The sequence below is a fragment of the Pseudotabrizicola sp. genome, from assembly GCF_030684215.1.
In the GTDB taxonomy this organism is placed as follows: Bacteria; Pseudomonadota; Alphaproteobacteria; order Rhodobacterales; family Rhodobacteraceae; genus Pseudotabrizicola.
This window is the reverse complement of the sequence record NZ_JAUXOV010000058.1, coordinates 19,117-33,452: the sequence shown is the minus strand read 5'-3', so window position 1 is coordinate 33,452 and position 14,336 is coordinate 19,117. Positions and strand designations below refer to the sequence as shown.

The following is a 14,336-nucleotide window of genomic DNA, read 5'->3' as shown; positions in this document are numbered from 1 at the left end:
GGCGATCGCCTTTCACCAACCGATCAGCCGTGACGGGTTGAAGGAGATTTTCGGGAAAGAGATCAGCCGTGACCTGATCGGGCGGCTGGCGGACCGAGACCTGATCGGGACCGGCCCGCGGGAGCCTCGCCGCGGCGCGCCCTATACATTCGTCACCATGGATACCTTTCTGGCCGTCTTCGGGATGGAGTCCTTGCGCGACCTGCCCGATCCCGAGCAACTCGCAGATGCCGGCTTGGCGGGCCCGTCGGAGGCACTGGACATTTAAGAGGCAGCTAGGGCTTCGACAGGAGATCGGCAGTCTTCATGAAGCCGGGTTGCGGCCCGCAGCAAGGCGGCTAGATCAGGGGTTCTACTGCAGGTGGTTCGCTGCAAGCCGGCAGTTTCAGCAAGCTGATCCGTGAGCGCCTTGACCAGCCCGTTGTGGTTTCCAGCGGCATTGGCAAGCCGGTCCCAGAGGTTCAGCGGGCAGCGTTCTGTGGGGTCTCTCGCCTCGATCTGCCGCTCGGACAGCCGTCGTAAGAAATCGTGGCGAACCCGCTGCGACAGATGCGGGATCGTTGATGTCTTCGGACCAACAGGCACCAGGCATCTCGCAAGCCTCTCGGCGAGGGACTTCCGGTCGTCATGCGCGCGCCCAGCTGAGTCAAGGCGAAGCAGATCGTCGATCAGCCGCTCGAGGCGCCGGGCGCCTGAGTTTACCGGGTCCGTCGGTTTGGCGAGAGAAGCGTCGCAGTAGGCGCAGTACTGCTGTGGCACAAGGCGATCCCGCCTGAACGGCGCAAGGCCCTGACCACAAGACGGGCAGCGGTCGCGCAGCCGGCAGCCATGGCGAAAGCAGGACACGCGGGTTGCCAAGGTCCAGCTGCGCCGGAAATAGGGCACCTCGTCTTCCCGCAGGCAGGTGGGACAGAACTGCAGCCAACAGGACTGCGCCGTCGATGTCCCTGCATCTTGCGGCCGGGAACGCAGCCGCAAGCGCAGGGTCGAGAGTGCACTGTAGGCCAGACAAAGACCGTCGATCTCTTCGGGGCAGATCGACGTATGGTCGAGCAGCAAGCGACGAACAGCATCCGGCAGATGCCTGTCAAGTTGTGCCGACCATGTCTCGCCGGCCGCACCGAGCACTGCTCCGAAGTAACGCGGCGGCACACCGTTGGCATGCGCAAGCCGATGCAGCCAGCTTGACAAAAGCTCGCCTGGAGCTGGCCTGACCTCCACCGGCCAGCGATGTCCCGCCGCCACTCTATAGCGGCGGGCCGGGGAGACGGTGATGCTCGGCGCCTTGCTGGTCATGTCATTGAATGGCGCAAGGCCGAGTTCCGTCGCCGTGACAGCGGCACATAGCCGAGGGCCATGACGGTGCTGGACGTGATCCGTTCCTCACCGCTCTCAATAGCTGCAACCGCCGCCCGGGTGACGATGTCGACCACCTCTCCGATCAGCCCTTCCGACAGATCATGGATCATTCTGGCAAGGGGCAACCGCGAGAGGTTAGAGGCCTGGGCAAGCGGAATGCTCGCCTCGAGACTGTCGAGAAGGGCTGCAAAATCCTCGTCGAAACCCCACCGCGGCACCGGGACCGTATCAAATCGTGATCCCATTTCTTCTGTGTCGTGCAGCGCATCGTAGACGGCGATTTCGCCGACAAGCACGGGCGAGATGTCATGCACCCGTGCGATCCGCCGCAAGAACGAGAAGATCGCCTTCACATCCTGCCTGCGCCCACGCAACGCGCTGTGGAACTCGTCAAAGATCAGCAACCGCGGCTTCAGGCTGTCGAGGAGATGATCGACCTGTTCGCTGGCACGGGACAGGCTGCGCCAGCCGGCAGCCTGCGGGGCGCGCAGTCCGGACAAGATGCTGGCGTAGAAATGCGACAGGCCGGCACCTTCCCGGGTCTGGATCACCCACACCTTTTGTCGGTCGGCGAGGCGCAGATGTTCGATCGCAAAGCGTTCGGCGATCATGGTCTTGCCGTTGTGATAGGGACCGGCAATCAGTAAGCCGCGTGGACGCAGCGATGGCGGCCGCTCGAGCAGTTGTCGCATCGCGTCATGCGCAGTTACGGCCACCGGATGCCCAATCCAGCGTGGCGCCCTGACATGCGCGATGCGGGCGGCAGTATCGGCCTCAAGAAGCGCTGAGCTTGTCGGCAGGAGATGGTCGGCCATGTCACCAGGTCTCGACGGGAAAGACGCGGCGGGGTCGGTCAGGCGCCGGTCCAGGATTAGTCGCCTCTGAAACGCGCCCGGCACTGTGAAACGGCTTTGGCGTGTCTGCGGCGTGTCGGGCCCGGGCCATTTCCCGCAGTTGGGCCTTCGTGGATTTGGCCCCGGCGACGGTTGCCGCGATTTCCCGGCGCAGGATGGTCTTGTCCTGCACGGGGCGCTGCTGGCTCTCACGCTTGCGCGCTCGGTCGGCTTCATGCTGCCAAAGGGTGAGCGGCATCGTCACGCCGTCCCGTCGTCCGACCGGGAGCCAGACACGCGTGTCGGGATCGGCAATATAGATCCGGCTGATGTCCCGGGGGTCATAGCACAGATCCAACGGTGCCAAGCGGTCACGGCGGGCGACAAGCGGCCCAAGCCACTGTTCGAAGTAGTCCATGGCGAACAGGCTGACGCCTTGCGGTGAGATCCGCCGCGTCTTGCGAGGTAAGAAGTTGAGCAGGACATGGTCAGGCTCGTCGATCGGCCGGTCCGTCGGTGGAAGCCGCCACTCCCATTCGATGGCTGGAACGGTCAGCTTGCGTGCGTTCTGTGTCTGGTTGTGATCGATGATTGCCAGTGCGATGCAGAGCTCAAGGGCCGCGAAGGTCAGACTTGCCCGCTTGTCGGACGAATAATCTCCTCTGTCCGCGATGGACCGCCCGGTCTTGCCGGGAAGGGATCTGAGCACCGTGTTCACCTTGCCCAGCAGCCGTTCGACAACGCCACCCCGGTGAACGGTTCCTTTGTTCCGGGTGCGGACGGTTATGCCGAAGTCGGCGCATCCCGTCGTGAACGTGCTACTCTGAAATTCCTTGGCGGAATCCACGACGATCTGCTTGGGGCGGCCATGCATCGCCCATGGATGCGCAATCCCGCGTTCGGCCAGCCAGTCATCCTTGCGGCACATCGCGTGCGCAAGGCACAATGCCACCGAGAGTCGGGAAGGGCGCTCGAGGGTGAGGCAAAAGCCGATGATTGCACTGGTCGCCACATCGGCTGCGATGGTCAGATAGGGTCTGCCCACGAAAACGCCGTGGTCGTCGATCACCTCGACGAACTGGATATCGGCCGGTGTGTGATCGATCTGGACGACGTCAAGGGCGTGTGCTGCACGGATGTATCCCGGACGCGGTTTCAGGCGGTGAAAATGTTTGCCACCGGAAAGCCGCCGCCGCGCGATCTCCTCGGGAGTGAAGATGAGCGGAATCCGCTTGGCCACGGTGACATAGGCCGGGGGCTTGAAGCCTTGGCCGGCACAGCGCGCGCGGATCTCGTCGACGATTGGCGCGAGGTCGGGTTGCTCCGGCTGCAGCCACATCTCCCGCAACGTCTCGGAAATGATGGCTTCAACGCCGGTCGATATCCTCGCACGCCGCGCCCCATTCGTCCGAGGCAGGAGCGACGAGACACGACGCTCCTCGCGATACCGGGCGAGGTGATTGTAGACCTGCCGGGCCGAAAGGCGCAGTTCTGTCGCTGCCCGGCTGACAGACGCCCGCATTGGCAGGTCGCCGTCGAGAACCCGGTCAAGTTCGCGAGCGATCCGAACGGCCTTTGACCAGACCTCGTCAGAAGCGCGGTAAGCTGCCCGTTCCAATGACCGATCTTTGCTGAGCGCTGTCATGCCACCGTGCCCTTCGAAACCTATTGAAGTCCGAATTGAAATTGAAATCGCAAAGCAGAAAAGTGCGCCGATTCCGGCGCTACCATCCTGAAAACTCGTCATAACCATGCAGTGAAATCGTGAAGGAAAAGCGACATTGGTTCCTGCCCGGTCCGATGGACGACGAGCCGGATTACCTGCCGCCCGGACCACGGGCCGAACCGCGCGAAGCCGAAGCCCTCGACGATTGGCGGAAAGCAGAGGCCGGTCAAGCCGCGCGTCTTGCTCTTGTGGCCGGTCGCGTCGGCGCTCTGGACGACCGTCTGAAGCGCAGCCCGGAAGGCTGGCGTCATAGGCTTGCCCTGATCGAAGCGGCAGACCTCTGCTGGTTTGTGGGTGACCGCATTGGCCCAGATCGGCTGGCGCTCTGGATCTCCATGCGCCTGTCCGGCGTGCAGGACGACACGGCCGCGCTGGCGCGGGTCGGATGGGCCGTGCGGCGGCTGACGGGTGGACCGGGACCGGAGCAGGACCTGTCCGCCTTCCTCGACCGTCGCGACCCCGAGAACCTAGGTGATGTGACCGAGCCGTTCGTGGATCGTGCGAGCGGTTGGCTGGATCTAATGGGGCAAGCCGCCGACCTGCACCCGATCACCCGCGCCGCTATGGGCTTTCACCTATGGGGCCTAGCGGGGCTCGGGCAGCACGGCGACCGGATGGAAGCGGCTGTCACAGCTGCGCGGATCGCTGCCAGCGAGGGGAGAGGAGCAGTCTTCGCGCCTCTGGCAATGGGCGGGGCAGGGGGTCTTCGCGCCGGTGGCCCACCCGCCGACCGTCTTGTGCGTTGGCTCGACGGGATGGAGACGGCATGCCTGACCGCGATGCGGCAGCTTGACGATATCGAGGCATGGTCGGCGCGGGCAGTGGCCGAGATGGCATCGCTCTCGGGCAGGACGCCCGCGGCTCTGCGCGCGGTGCTGACCGAATGGCCGTTCGTCTCTGCACCGATGGCCGAGGCCCTGACTGGCGCCAGCCGCGCCGCCGTCCAGCGCAACCTTGCATGGCTGGAAGCGCGCGGCCTGATCCGCGAGGTGACAGGACAGGGGCGATTCAGAATGTGGTGCACTGCGAACTGAAGGTTAGCGTGGGTGTTGACGGCCCAGTTGGCAGTAGCGGTGACCGCGAGCGCGCGGCAGGGCGCGCAGAAAATCACCGACACTTAATGCATTTGTTGCACTTATTTCATATATGGTGGTAGAGAACAGAAAACGGAGAGGAGACCACCACCTTCCGCCCACCCCGCAGGACGCAGCGATCGCACGCGTCTCTGGGCAGGCATTGTCACGCTTTGCCCGGGCGCGCGCGCCGTTGAAGCTTCGCGTGACAGACTCCGAGCAGATGGAGCCGATAGAGCTTCCTGCAGACGCTGTATCGCTGCTCATGGAAATCCTCGAGGCGATGGCAGCGGGGCGCGGGGTCACCATCATCCCCGAGAATGCAGAGCTCTCGACAGTGCAGGCAGCTGAGGTCCTGAGCGTCTCGCGGCCGTTCCTGATCAAACTACTCGAGAATGGAAGCATCCCGCATTGGAAGGTAGGCAAGCATCGCCGCGTCCGCATGGAGGACGTGATGTCCTACAAGGCCGCGATCGACAACGAGCGTGAAGCGGTGCTCGACCAACTAGCCGCCGACGCTCAAGAGCAGGACATGGGCTACGGCTCGAAATGAGCCAGTACACGGTCCTGTTCGACGCGAACGTCCTTTGTCCCGCTCCAACAATTGGCGGTCACGGACCTTTTCAAGGCCAAGTGGACGGCCGACATCCATCGGGAATGGATTGACGCCCTTCTGCGCAACGAACCTCATCGGGACCGGGCGGCGCTGGAACGAACTCGCGACTTGATGGACAGGGCAACACGCGACTGCCTGGTCACCTGCTACGCGGCATTGGTGCCGGCCCTATCACTGCCGGACTCCGACGATCGACATGTTCTGGCGGCCGCAATCGTTGGGCGCTGTGACGCCATCGTCACTCAAAACCTGAAGGACTTCCCACCTGAGACACTTTCGCCTTTCGGCATCGAGACCCAGCACCCTGACGACTTCTTCCGCAACCAACTGTCTCTCGCGCCCGGTCTGGTCTGTTCCGCGCTCCGCAAAGTTCGCGCGCGCCTCAAGAATCCGCCCAAAAGCGTCGACGAGTATCTCGCGATCCTGACGCAGCAAGGGCTGGTCGCCACGGTTGCCGACCTGGAGCAGTTCGCCGACCTGCTTTGATCAGCGCCTCCGCGTTCCTATCTTGGACGGCCACCTTTCGGCTTCGCTATCGTCAGCTGGTCCCCTGCAATCGCGCGATCTCGCTAGATGTCACGGCCCGCCCATAGAATGCAACGGCACCCTTGCACAGTCGGCAAGCTGCCGTCGCAGCCACTTGTTGCGCAGATCCGCGTCGTTCCTTCGATGCCAGAAGACCGACACAGGGAAGCGTCTAATTTCCAGAGGCGCCCCAAAGGTGACAAGCCCGAAGGACGGCGCGAAGGCCTGTGCGACGCGAGATGGCAGCGTCACCAGAGCGTCCGACGCGGCAACGGCTGCAAGGGCCGGAAGGAACCCGGGCAAGCCCAGAACCACATTGCGTGACATCCCGACGGCCTCGAGTTGCTCATCCACGACCCCGCGCAGGTCGCCGCCCGGTGCCACGAGGACATGATCCGCTGCACAGTAACTATCGAGATCGAGTGGTCGCGACAGGCTGCCCGGCCTCCCCGCGACGAGGTAGCTTTCCTCATAGAGTCGTTCGCCCAGGATCGTGTCGGGCACGTTCCACAGAAACCCGAGGGACAGGTCGACCCGCCCGTCGATCAGCGCCTCAACCGCGTCGCTGCGCGCTAGCGGCAGGACGGACAGGCGCAGGCCTGGCGCCTGTGCGCGCAAGCACGCGACAAGGGGCGGGATGAGCACCGCCTGCTGGGCGTCAAGGGCGGCAATCCGCACAACTCCAGTGGCCACGCCGGGATCGAAGAAACGCGCCGCACCCAGCGCTCCGCGCAACGCCTCGACCGCCTGCGCCAGCGGTGCCTCGAGTGTCAACGCGACCGCGGTCGGTTCCATCCCGTAGGGGCGGCGCAGAAACAATTCGTCCTCGAAGATGTCGCGTAAACGCTTCAGGGCTTGGCTGATGGCCGACTGTGTCAGGCCCAGTTCAGTGGCCACGTCCAGTGCCTTGCGGTGCCGAAGCAGCCCCAGGAACACCAGAAGCAGCGTCAGGTCCAGTCTCCGGAGTTGCGATGTGCTTAAGTCAGACATCATGCTTATTCATTTTTGTGTCTTTCTTCAGATCAGTATCTCTTGCGGGCAGAGTGAAGCAAGGCGAGATTTCATGCAGATCGCGATCATCGGTTCGGGCAAGGTCGGGAGCGCCATTGCGCATAGCCTCTCAGGCAAAGGTCATGTCGTCGCGTTGGGTGTGCGCGACCCGATGGCGGCCAAGGTCGCCGCCATTGCTGACGCGACCGGAGCGACAGTGGCAGACCCGACAACAGCCGCACAGGGCGCTGACATCGTGATCCTCGCCCTGCCCTGGGGCGCGGCCGCCGCAGCCGTGGCGACGCTTGGTGACCTCCGCGGAAAGATCGTGATCGACTGCATGAACCCGCTGGGCATGGTCGATGGCGCGCTGGCGCTTGTCCTCGGCCACACCTCATCGGGCGGTGAGACGGTGCAGGACTGGCTACCCGAGGCGCGCGTGGTCAAGACGCTCAATCAGGTCGGCGCCGAGATCATGGCCGACACCGCCGCTCTGCCCGGCCGCCCCGTCATGTTCATGGCCGGGAACGACCCGGCCGCCAAGGAGGCCGTCGCCCAACTGCTGGCCGACCTTGGTTTCGAGCCGCTGGACGCCGGCGACATCACCAAGGCCCGCCTGCTCGAGCCCTTCGGGATGCTCTGGATCAATCAGGCGATGGCGCGCGGCAAGGGTCGCGCGTGGGCCTTTGCCGCCGTCGATCGCCATGGAGCGCAGGGCGTCTGACCCAATCACCCTCTCACAAAGGACCATCTGGATGACCCGCCTCAAGACAGCTACCCTGATTGCCGCGCTTGCCGTGCCTGCGACGGCAATGGCCGACACCTTTGTTCTTGTGCACGGCGCGTTTCAGACCGGCGCGGTGTGGGACGGAACCGTCGCAGCCCTCGAAGCGGCCGGGCATTCGGCTATCGCTGTCGATCTGCCTGGTCGTCCTGGTGACGGCCGCATCCCCGGCGAGGTCACGATGAGCGATCACGTCGCAAACGTCATAAGCGTGATCGAGGCGGCCGGCCCTGACCCTGTCGTTCTAGTCGGGCACAGTTTCGGCGGCATGACGATCTCGGCCGTGGCTGAGGCTGCGCCCGACCGGATCGCCACGCTGGTCTATGTGGCGGCCTATCTGCCGGCGGTGGACCAGAACCCAGGCGAGTCGATGCAGGATCTGGCGCTGTCGGACCGCCACGGCGGCTGGCAGGCCGACAGCTTTGTCGTGGCACCCGACTATGCCACCGCCTCGGTCAACCCGCGCGACCGGGCGGCGCTCTTTGCCAATGATGCAGACACCGATCTGGCGGCCGCCATCGCGGCCGCGATGGTGGACGAACCGCTTGCACCGATCGCCACGCCGGTGGCCCTGACCTTGGCGCGCTTCGGGCAGGTCCGTGCGGCCTATGTCGTGACGCTGCGCGACCGGGCCGTGTCGACCGACCTGCAACTGACCATGCTGGGGCGCGGATCGGTGGCCGAGGCGGTGCCGATGGACACCGGCCATGCGCCCCATCAGGTGGACCCGCAGGCCATGGCCGCCGCCCTGATCCGCGCCGCGACGCCGGAGGTCGAATGACCTTGCCCTCGGCCCCCGTCACGATCACCGTTCGCCGCAGGGTCAGGCCGGGGCGCGAAACGGACTACGAAGCGTGGCTGCAACGGTTGACCCAGGGCGCGGCCGAGGCGTTCCCCGGCTATCTGGGCGCCGAGTTCCACCGCCCCGGGGCCGATGGCATCTATCGCAACGTGTTCCGCTTCGACACGCCGGAGCAACTGGAAGCCTTCGAAGGGTCCGAGTTTCGCGCCCGGATGCTGGCCGAGGCCGCGCCGATCTTCGCCGCCGATGCGGCCTGGGAACGGATGACCGGCCTTGAATTCTGGTTCGACGCGCCGCCCGGCACCCGCCTCCCGCAGCCCAGCCCGCACCGCATGGCGCTGGTTCTGATCGCGGTGGTGTTCGCGCTGGTGCTGATCCTGAACCTTGTGCTTGGCCCGGTGATGTCGGGCTGGCCGCTGGCGCTGCGGTTGCTGGTGCTGGTCACAATCCAGATCGGGCTGATGACCTATGTCATTATGCCCAGCCTGACGCCGCTGATAGCGCGATTCATCTATCCGAAGATATCAACCCATTGAAAGGGAACGGCCATGACCGCCGCAATCGACACGCACGGAAAGAAGAAAGTCCTCATCATCGCCGCCAATCCCGGCACCTCTCCCACGACTGGCTGGCCGGTGGGGTTCTGGTGGGCCGAACTGACCCACCCGTTCTGGACCTTCACCGAGGCAGGCTACGGCGTGGACATCGTCAGCCCGAAGGGCGGCGACCTTATAGCCGATAGCTATTCCGACCCCGAGGATGCCAGCGGATATTCCGCGCATGACCTGATCTCGCTGGGCTTCAAGAAAAGCCCGCCCCATGCGGCACTTCTGCAAGGCACCCGCTCCATCGCCGAGGTCGATCTTTCCGATTATGACGCGATCTTCGTGACAGGCGGGCAGTCGCCCATGATCACCATGATTGACGACACGGACCTGCTCGCTTTCGTGGCGCGCGCCTACGAGGCAGGCAAGATCGTGGCGGTCGTCTGTCACGGCACCTGCATCCTGCTGAAGACCCGGCTGTCCAAGGGTGATCTTCTGGTCAAGGGCAAGACCTGGACGGGCTTCGCCAATTCCGAGGAGGCCTTTGCAGACGGGTTCGTCGGGATGAAGGTCCAGCCCTTCTGGATCGAGGACGAGGCGAAGATTTTACCCGACACCAATTTCGTGGTGAACTCGATGTTCAAGGCCTTCGCGGTGCGCGACGGCAACCTGATCACCGGCCAGCAGCAGTTCTCAGGCGCTGCGGCGGCGGAACTGGTGGTGCAAACGTTGGGCCGGTGACGAAATAGAGACTTCGATCCTCGGAACGAAGCGGTGGCACCGCGAAAACCCGATGCAGGATGTAGAAATCGGGACCATCCTGATCGTCATGGGGTATCGGCGCCCATTCCGGGCACTGCCACACCAGAGAGGATATGGATCCCATGAACGCCCTGCTTCCCGCTCTCACCATTGCCGCCGCCGCGCTGGCATGTCCCGTCGCCGCGCAATCCGCTGACCGCACCGTGCTGCAAACGCTGTCTGGCACGTTCCACAGCCCATCCGTCGAGGACTGGTATGGCGGCTATGGCACCCGAGAGTTCGTCTTCGCTGATGGCCGGTGGAGCCTGACCTTCATCCACGCAATCGACCCCGGAATGACGCAGCGCACCTTCCAGTTCCGCACCGGGGGCGCCTACGAGGTGCGAGAGGCGTCCGGAGCCGTGCCGGGGGCCTTTCACACGGTGTTTGACCAGGGCTGGAAGCACCTGACGCTGCTGACCCCTGTGCCCGAAATCGCCGCCGCCATGGGCATGGCCGATTGTGGCTTGATCGTGAACCTCGAGGCCGACATTTCGGAAACCGGCTGCGCGGCATGGCGTCCCGTGGCAGACTGCGGGCAGGATCACGACCTGCTGGCGCTGTCGGCGGATGGCCTGCACTTCGGCCAGCGCCCCGCCGACAACGACATGTGCACCGCTGACCGCACGCCGACGGCGCTGCTCACTGCCGTTGTGGCCCGCTGAAAAGGACGAAAGCCATGCACTACATGATCCTGAACTATACCCCGCCGTCCGAATATGCCGATGCCGATGCGGTTGCCGCCGCGGCCGAAGGCGTGGTCTGGGGCGCCTATACCCGTGCGCTGATCGAGGCGGGGGTTTTAGTGGGCGGCAATGCCCTGCACCCGTCGCATACCGCCACCACCCTGCGCGTGCGGGGCGAGGGGCGCGACATCCAGGACGGCCCCTATGCCGCCAGCAAGGAACAGTTCGGCGGCTACTACATCATCGACGTGCCCGACCTCGACACTGCCCTGCACTGGGCAGCCCTGAACCCAGCGGCATCCTCGGGCGCGGTCGAGGTGCGGCCTGTCGTGATGCGCGGGTCGGCGTGAGCGCGACTGACGAGATCGAAAGGGTGGCGCGCCTGTCGCATGGCAGGCTCGTCGCCATTCTGGCCAGCCGCACTGGCAATGTGACGGCGGCCATGGATGCGCTGTCGGATGCGGTCGACCGCGAACTGGAGGTCTGGCCGGTGCAGGGCGTCCCGGCCAGACCTGAGGGATGGCTGATCGCGACGGCCCGCCACCGCGCGGCGGATGCCGGGCGCACCGCCGCCCGCGCCGCCGCGGCAGCCGAGGCTCTGACCCTTATGGAAGAGGAGCGCATGGACATGGGGCATGCCGCAACGCCGGACCGCATCCTGAACCTGATGTTCGTCTGCGCCCATCCGGCCATTGAGGCGCGGATGCGAACGCCGCTGATGCTGCAACTGGTGCTAGGCCTCGATGCGCGGCGGATGGCAGGGGCCTTCCTGATTGCGCCCGGCACGCTCGGCCAGCGGCTGACCCGCGCGCGCGCCAAGATCGAGGCCGCGCGCATAGGCTTTGCACTGCCGGACGGGGACGAACTGGCCCCGCGCCTCGCCAATGTGCTGGACGCTGTCTATGCCGCATTTACCGTCGGCATCGACGGCGAGGGCGCTGGGGATGCCAAATCCACCTCGCTCGCGCGTGAGGCGCTGTGGCTCGGCAGCCTGATCGCCGCACAGATGCCCGAAGCGTCGGAGGCGCAAGCCCTGTTCGCGCTGATGCTTTACACGCAGGCGCGTCGGCCGGCGCGGGTCGATGGATCGGGCTGCCTGATCCCGCTGGATGAGCAGGACACGAGTCTTTGGGATGCGCGCATGATGGCGGATGCCGACCTTGCGCTGCGGTTGGCCGCCGGCGCACCCACACTGGGCCGCTACCAGATCGAGGCCGCGATCGCCGCCGCCCACGCCGACCGGCGCCACGGCCATCCGACTAATTGGGGTGCCATCGCCGGGCTCTATCGCGGCCTAGCAGCACTGCATCCGACAACGGGGGCGCTGACCGGGCTTGCCGCGGCACTGGGAGAGGCGGGAGATCCTGCCGCCGGGCTTACTGTCTTTGATGCCGCCGACGCCACCCACGCTGCCGCCTATCAGCCCTGGTGGGCGGTGCGCGCGCATCTGTCGGCCCTCGCGGGTGCCTCGGGGCAGGCCATCGCCTGTTACGACCGGGCGATCGCCCTGTGCCCCGATCCGGCGGCCCGCGCGTTTCTTGAAAGGAAGAAGGCAAATCTTCGGTCGTCCTGTCTCGCTGACCTGCCACGGGATTTTTCCTCCACCAGCGACTAGAGTCCGCCCCAAGGAAGGGACGGACGATGAAGCGAACGATATGAACCGAAGAGCAGATCATTGGCATCCTGCGGGAGCATGAGGCCGGTGCGAAGTGCGCCGATCTCTGCCGCAAGCACGGGATGTCGGAAGGCACGTTCTACGCCTGGAAGGCGAAGTATTCCGGGATGACGGTGTCCGAGGCCAAGCGGCTAAAGGCGCTGGAGGACGAGAATGCGAAGCTGAAGAAGCTGCTGGCCGAGCAGATGCGGGACATGGCGGCGATGAAGGAACTCTTGTCAAAAAAGTGGTAGCGCCGTGAAGCGCGAGGCAGTCGCGCATCTGAAGGCCCTGCTTGGGCTGTCGGAACGGCGGGCGTGCCGGATTGCCGGGGCGGACCGGAAGACGGTGCGGTATCAACCGCAGCGTGCGCCGGACACGGCCCTGCGGGGCCGGTTGCGGGATCTGGCCAATGAGCGGCGCAGGTTCGGCTACCGGCGGCTGTTCGTGCTGCTGCGACGCGAGGGAGAACCGTCAGGGATCAACCGCATCTACCGGCTCTACAGCGAGGAAGGGTTAACCGTCCGTAAACGCAAAGCGCGCCGCAAGGCGCTTGGCACAAGGGCCCCGATCCTGGTCGAAGCCCGTGCAAACGCCCGCTGGTCGCTGGATTTCGTCCACGATCAGTTCGCCTGCGGACGGCGGTTCCGGGTGCTGAATGTGGTGGATGACGTCACGCGCGAGTGCCTCGCTGCGATCCCCGACACCTCGATCTCGGGCCGCCGCGTGGCACGGGAACTGACGGCGTTGATCGAACGGCGTGGCAAGCCCGGGATGATCGTCTCCGACAACGGGACGGAACTGACCTCGGATGCGATCCTGAAGTGGTGCGCCGAGACCAAGATCGAGTGGCACTACATCGCGCCGGGAAAGCCGATGCAGAATGGGTTCGTCGAGAGTTTCAACGGCCGGATGCGGGACGAATTTCTCAACGAAACGCTGTTCCGAAACCTCGCCCATGCCCGCGACCTGATCGCCGCCTGGGTCACCGACTACAACACCGCGCGGCCCCACTCGGCCCTCGGCTACCAGACCCCCGCAGGTTTCGCCCTGCATCTGACCACCGCAATCGCCCGACCCGCTGCACTCGATGAGAGTTCCGCGCGCCGGGCGATTGCTCAACCCGCGCCAACAGGCGTAAATGACCACCGGGCTCCGGTCATGGCTGGATGAAAGACCCGTGGCAGGTCATCGCGGCTGTAGGAATCGCAGGGGTCCGGAACGTCATGGGGTAGCGACCGCAAGGAGTTTCCCCATGACTGACAGACCTATCGCTATCGTCACCGGCGCGTCTTACGGGATTGGTCGCGCAATTTCCGACCGGCTGACAAGAGACGGCTATGAGGTTTTCGGGAGGTGCGGTATAGAAATTGGCAGTTCGCCTTTGACGCTGCGGCATTTCCGGTCGAGGCGCGACACAACAGTGGCAGGCTTTTGGACAGCAGCCCTCTGGGAAGTGCTGCTAACGTCCGGCAACTCGCTACAGAAACACTTCTGCCGAAAGATTCTCCCTACGTTCTGAAACTCTTACCTGCGCCGTCGCGTAACTCCGATGTGGTTCAGCCTTAGACCACAGAACCCAGCAGGAGTAAGATCATGAATACGAAGACAATCGGAGCCGCCGTGGCTCTGTTCGCGCTGACCATCGGCGCCGCGACTTCCAGCTTTGCCAAAGGCCATGACCAAGGTTTCGGCGCTCAGCTTGCAGGTCCGGCGACCGCTGGCAAGGTCGATGATGGCCAGAGCAACCGTGACGGCATGGGCGCCGAAACGTCATATGGCAAGACCGATGCTTCGATCGAGGCGAAGGACGATGTAAAAGGCAAAAGCAATGTTGCCCGCGACCGATCGGCTCCCGGTCACCCCAGCAACTGAGGTCCGGCAGATCTTTGCCGTAAACGATCTGACCCGGCGGTCCCTTTGGGGTCGCCGGACAGAGTGA

17 protein-coding genes and 1 pseudogene are annotated in these 14,336 nt (G+C 64.7%); 14 read left to right on the top strand and 4 right to left on the bottom strand.

Going from position 1 to position 14,336, the window contains the following annotated elements:
• The coding region (locus Q8K08_RS11910) for an SMC-Scp complex subunit ScpB (protein WP_305250203.1) at positions 1-268 on the top strand (268 nt) is incomplete at its 5' end.
• Here Q8K08_RS11910 and Q8K08_RS11905 read toward each other — a convergent pair.
• The 3 genes from Q8K08_RS11905 to Q8K08_RS11895 are packed head-to-tail and all read right to left on the bottom strand — an operon-like array spanning position 265 to position 3,837.
• Positions 265-1,296 (bottom strand): TniQ family protein, encoded by a 1,032-nt coding sequence (locus Q8K08_RS11905; RefSeq protein ID WP_305250202.1) that lies wholly within the window; start codon positions 1,294-1,296, stop codon positions 265-267. The genes Q8K08_RS11910 and Q8K08_RS11905 overlap by 4 nt on opposite strands.
• Positions 1,293-2,174: a TniB family NTP-binding protein gene (locus tag Q8K08_RS11900; protein WP_305250201.1), complete on the bottom strand. Its 882-nt coding sequence runs from the start codon at positions 2,172-2,174 to the stop codon at positions 1,293-1,295. Before Q8K08_RS11900 ends, Q8K08_RS11905 begins: the two co-directional genes overlap by 4 nt.
• Position 2,175: 1 nt before the next feature.
• Entirely contained in the window at positions 2,176-3,837 is a 1,662-nt protein-coding gene (locus Q8K08_RS11895; protein WP_305250200.1) for a transposase, read from the bottom strand.
• 155 nt (positions 3,838-3,992) lie between these two features.
• Here Q8K08_RS11895 and Q8K08_RS11890 point away from each other — a divergent pair, with 155 nt between their 5' ends.
• The 3 genes from Q8K08_RS11890 (at position 3,993) to Q8K08_RS11880 (ending at position 6,093) form a co-directional block, all read left to right on the top strand.
• Positions 3,993-4,952, top strand: a complete 960-nt coding sequence (locus Q8K08_RS11890; protein ID WP_305250206.1) for a hypothetical protein — start codon at positions 3,993-3,995, stop codon at positions 4,950-4,952.
• A 112-nt stretch (positions 4,953-5,064) separates the two neighbouring features.
• Positions 5,065-5,544 carry a helix-turn-helix domain-containing protein gene (locus Q8K08_RS11885; protein ID WP_305250199.1) on the top strand — a complete coding sequence of 160 codons (480 nt, stop codon included), beginning with the start codon at positions 5,065-5,067 and terminating at the stop codon, positions 5,542-5,544.
• A gap of 51 nt (positions 5,545-5,595) precedes the next feature.
• Positions 5,596-6,093 carry a PIN domain-containing protein gene (locus tag Q8K08_RS11880; protein ID WP_305250198.1) on the top strand — a complete coding sequence of 166 codons (498 nt, stop codon included), beginning with the start codon at positions 5,596-5,598 and terminating at the stop codon, positions 6,091-6,093.
• A gap of 90 nt (positions 6,094-6,183) precedes the next feature.
• On the opposite strand, the gene Q8K08_RS11875 is transcribed toward Q8K08_RS11880, so the two are convergent.
• Positions 6,184-7,122 carry a LysR family transcriptional regulator gene (locus tag Q8K08_RS11875; protein WP_305250197.1) on the bottom strand — a complete coding sequence of 313 codons (939 nt, stop codon included), beginning with the start codon at positions 7,120-7,122 and terminating at the stop codon, positions 6,184-6,186.
• Positions 7,123-7,195: 73 nt separating this feature from the next.
• Between Q8K08_RS11875 and Q8K08_RS11870 the strand changes: the two genes are divergently transcribed.
• The 10 genes and pseudogenes from Q8K08_RS11870 (at position 7,196) to Q8K08_RS11825 (ending at position 14,269) form a co-directional block, all read left to right on the top strand.
• Entirely contained in the window at positions 7,196-7,846 is a 651-nt protein-coding gene (locus tag Q8K08_RS11870; RefSeq protein WP_370870547.1) for an NADPH-dependent F420 reductase, read from the top strand.
• 31 nt (positions 7,847-7,877) lie between these two features.
• Positions 7,878-8,687 (top strand): alpha/beta hydrolase family protein, encoded by an 810-nt coding sequence (locus Q8K08_RS11865; protein WP_305250195.1) that lies wholly within the window; start codon positions 7,878-7,880, stop codon positions 8,685-8,687.
• A complete protein-coding gene (locus Q8K08_RS11860) occupies positions 8,684-9,244 on the top strand; it encodes an antibiotic biosynthesis monooxygenase (protein ID WP_305250194.1) in 561 nt (186 codons plus the stop codon). The genes Q8K08_RS11865 and Q8K08_RS11860 overlap by 4 nt, the downstream gene beginning before the upstream one ends.
• 12 nt (positions 9,245-9,256) lie before the next feature.
• A complete protein-coding gene (locus Q8K08_RS11855) occupies positions 9,257-9,994 on the top strand; it encodes a type 1 glutamine amidotransferase domain-containing protein (RefSeq protein ID WP_305250193.1) in 738 nt (245 codons plus the stop codon).
• Between the two features lie 143 nt (positions 9,995-10,137).
• A complete protein-coding gene (locus tag Q8K08_RS11850) occupies positions 10,138-10,719 on the top strand; it encodes a hypothetical protein (protein WP_305250192.1) in 582 nt (193 codons plus the stop codon).
• A gap of 14 nt (positions 10,720-10,733) precedes the next feature.
• Entirely contained in the window at positions 10,734-11,090 is a 357-nt protein-coding gene (locus Q8K08_RS11845) for a YciI family protein (RefSeq protein WP_305250191.1), read from the top strand.
• Positions 11,087-12,355 (top strand): RNA polymerase sigma factor, encoded by a 1,269-nt coding sequence (locus Q8K08_RS11840; protein ID WP_305250190.1) that lies wholly within the window; start codon positions 11,087-11,089, stop codon positions 12,353-12,355. Before Q8K08_RS11845 ends, Q8K08_RS11840 begins: the two co-directional genes overlap by 4 nt.
• Before the next feature lie 56 nt (positions 12,356-12,411).
• Positions 12,412-13,567 (top strand): annotated as a pseudogene (locus Q8K08_RS11835) (IS3 family transposase).
• Positions 13,568-13,649: 82 nt separating this feature from the next.
• Positions 13,650-13,916: a hypothetical protein gene (locus Q8K08_RS11830; protein ID WP_305250189.1), complete on the top strand. Its 267-nt coding sequence runs from the start codon at positions 13,650-13,652 to the stop codon at positions 13,914-13,916.
• A 74-nt stretch (positions 13,917-13,990) separates the two neighbouring features.
• Positions 13,991-14,269, top strand: coding sequence for a hypothetical protein (locus Q8K08_RS11825; protein WP_305250188.1), 279 nt, complete (start codon positions 13,991-13,993; stop codon positions 14,267-14,269).
• Positions 14,270-14,336 lie beyond the last annotated feature (67 nt).

What these genes read in the sequence shown, in the direction of transcription:
- Q8K08_RS11865 (WP_305250195.1), top strand. Translation starts at nt 7,878, where the DNA reads ATGACCCGCCTCAAGACAGCTACCCTGATTGCCGCGCTTGCCGTGCCT.
- Q8K08_RS11825 (WP_305250188.1), top strand. Translation starts at nt 13,991, where the DNA reads ATGAATACGAAGACAATCGGAGCCGCCGTGGCTCTGTTCGCGCTGACC.
- Q8K08_RS11830 (WP_305250189.1), top strand. Translation starts at nt 13,650, where the DNA reads ATGACTGACAGACCTATCGCTATCGTCACCGGCGCGTCTTACGGGATT.
- Q8K08_RS11850 (WP_305250192.1), top strand. Translation starts at nt 10,138, where the DNA reads ATGAACGCCCTGCTTCCCGCTCTCACCATTGCCGCCGCCGCGCTGGCA.
- Q8K08_RS11875 (WP_305250197.1), bottom strand. Translation starts at nt 7,122, where the DNA reads ATGTCTGACTTAAGCACATCGCAACTCCGGAGACTGGACCTGACGCTG.
- Q8K08_RS11845 (WP_305250191.1), top strand. Translation starts at nt 10,734, where the DNA reads ATGCACTACATGATCCTGAACTATACCCCGCCGTCCGAATATGCCGAT.
- Q8K08_RS11885 (WP_305250199.1), top strand. Translation starts at nt 5,065, where the DNA reads ATGGTGGTAGAGAACAGAAAACGGAGAGGAGACCACCACCTTCCGCCC.
- Q8K08_RS11890 (WP_305250206.1), top strand. Translation starts at nt 3,993, where the DNA reads ATGGACGACGAGCCGGATTACCTGCCGCCCGGACCACGGGCCGAACCG.
- Q8K08_RS11900 (WP_305250201.1), bottom strand. Translation starts at nt 2,174, where the DNA reads ATGGCCGACCATCTCCTGCCGACAAGCTCAGCGCTTCTTGAGGCCGAT.
- Q8K08_RS11855 (WP_305250193.1), top strand. Translation starts at nt 9,257, where the DNA reads ATGACCGCCGCAATCGACACGCACGGAAAGAAGAAAGTCCTCATCATC.
- Q8K08_RS11895 (WP_305250200.1), bottom strand. Translation starts at nt 3,837, where the DNA reads ATGACAGCGCTCAGCAAAGATCGGTCATTGGAACGGGCAGCTTACCGC.
- Q8K08_RS11860 (WP_305250194.1), top strand. Translation starts at nt 8,684, where the DNA reads ATGACCTTGCCCTCGGCCCCCGTCACGATCACCGTTCGCCGCAGGGTC.
- Q8K08_RS11870 (WP_370870547.1), top strand. Translation starts at nt 7,196, where the DNA reads ATGCAGATCGCGATCATCGGTTCGGGCAAGGTCGGGAGCGCCATTGCG.
- Q8K08_RS11905 (WP_305250202.1), bottom strand. Translation starts at nt 1,296, where the DNA reads ATGACCAGCAAGGCGCCGAGCATCACCGTCTCCCCGGCCCGCCGCTAT.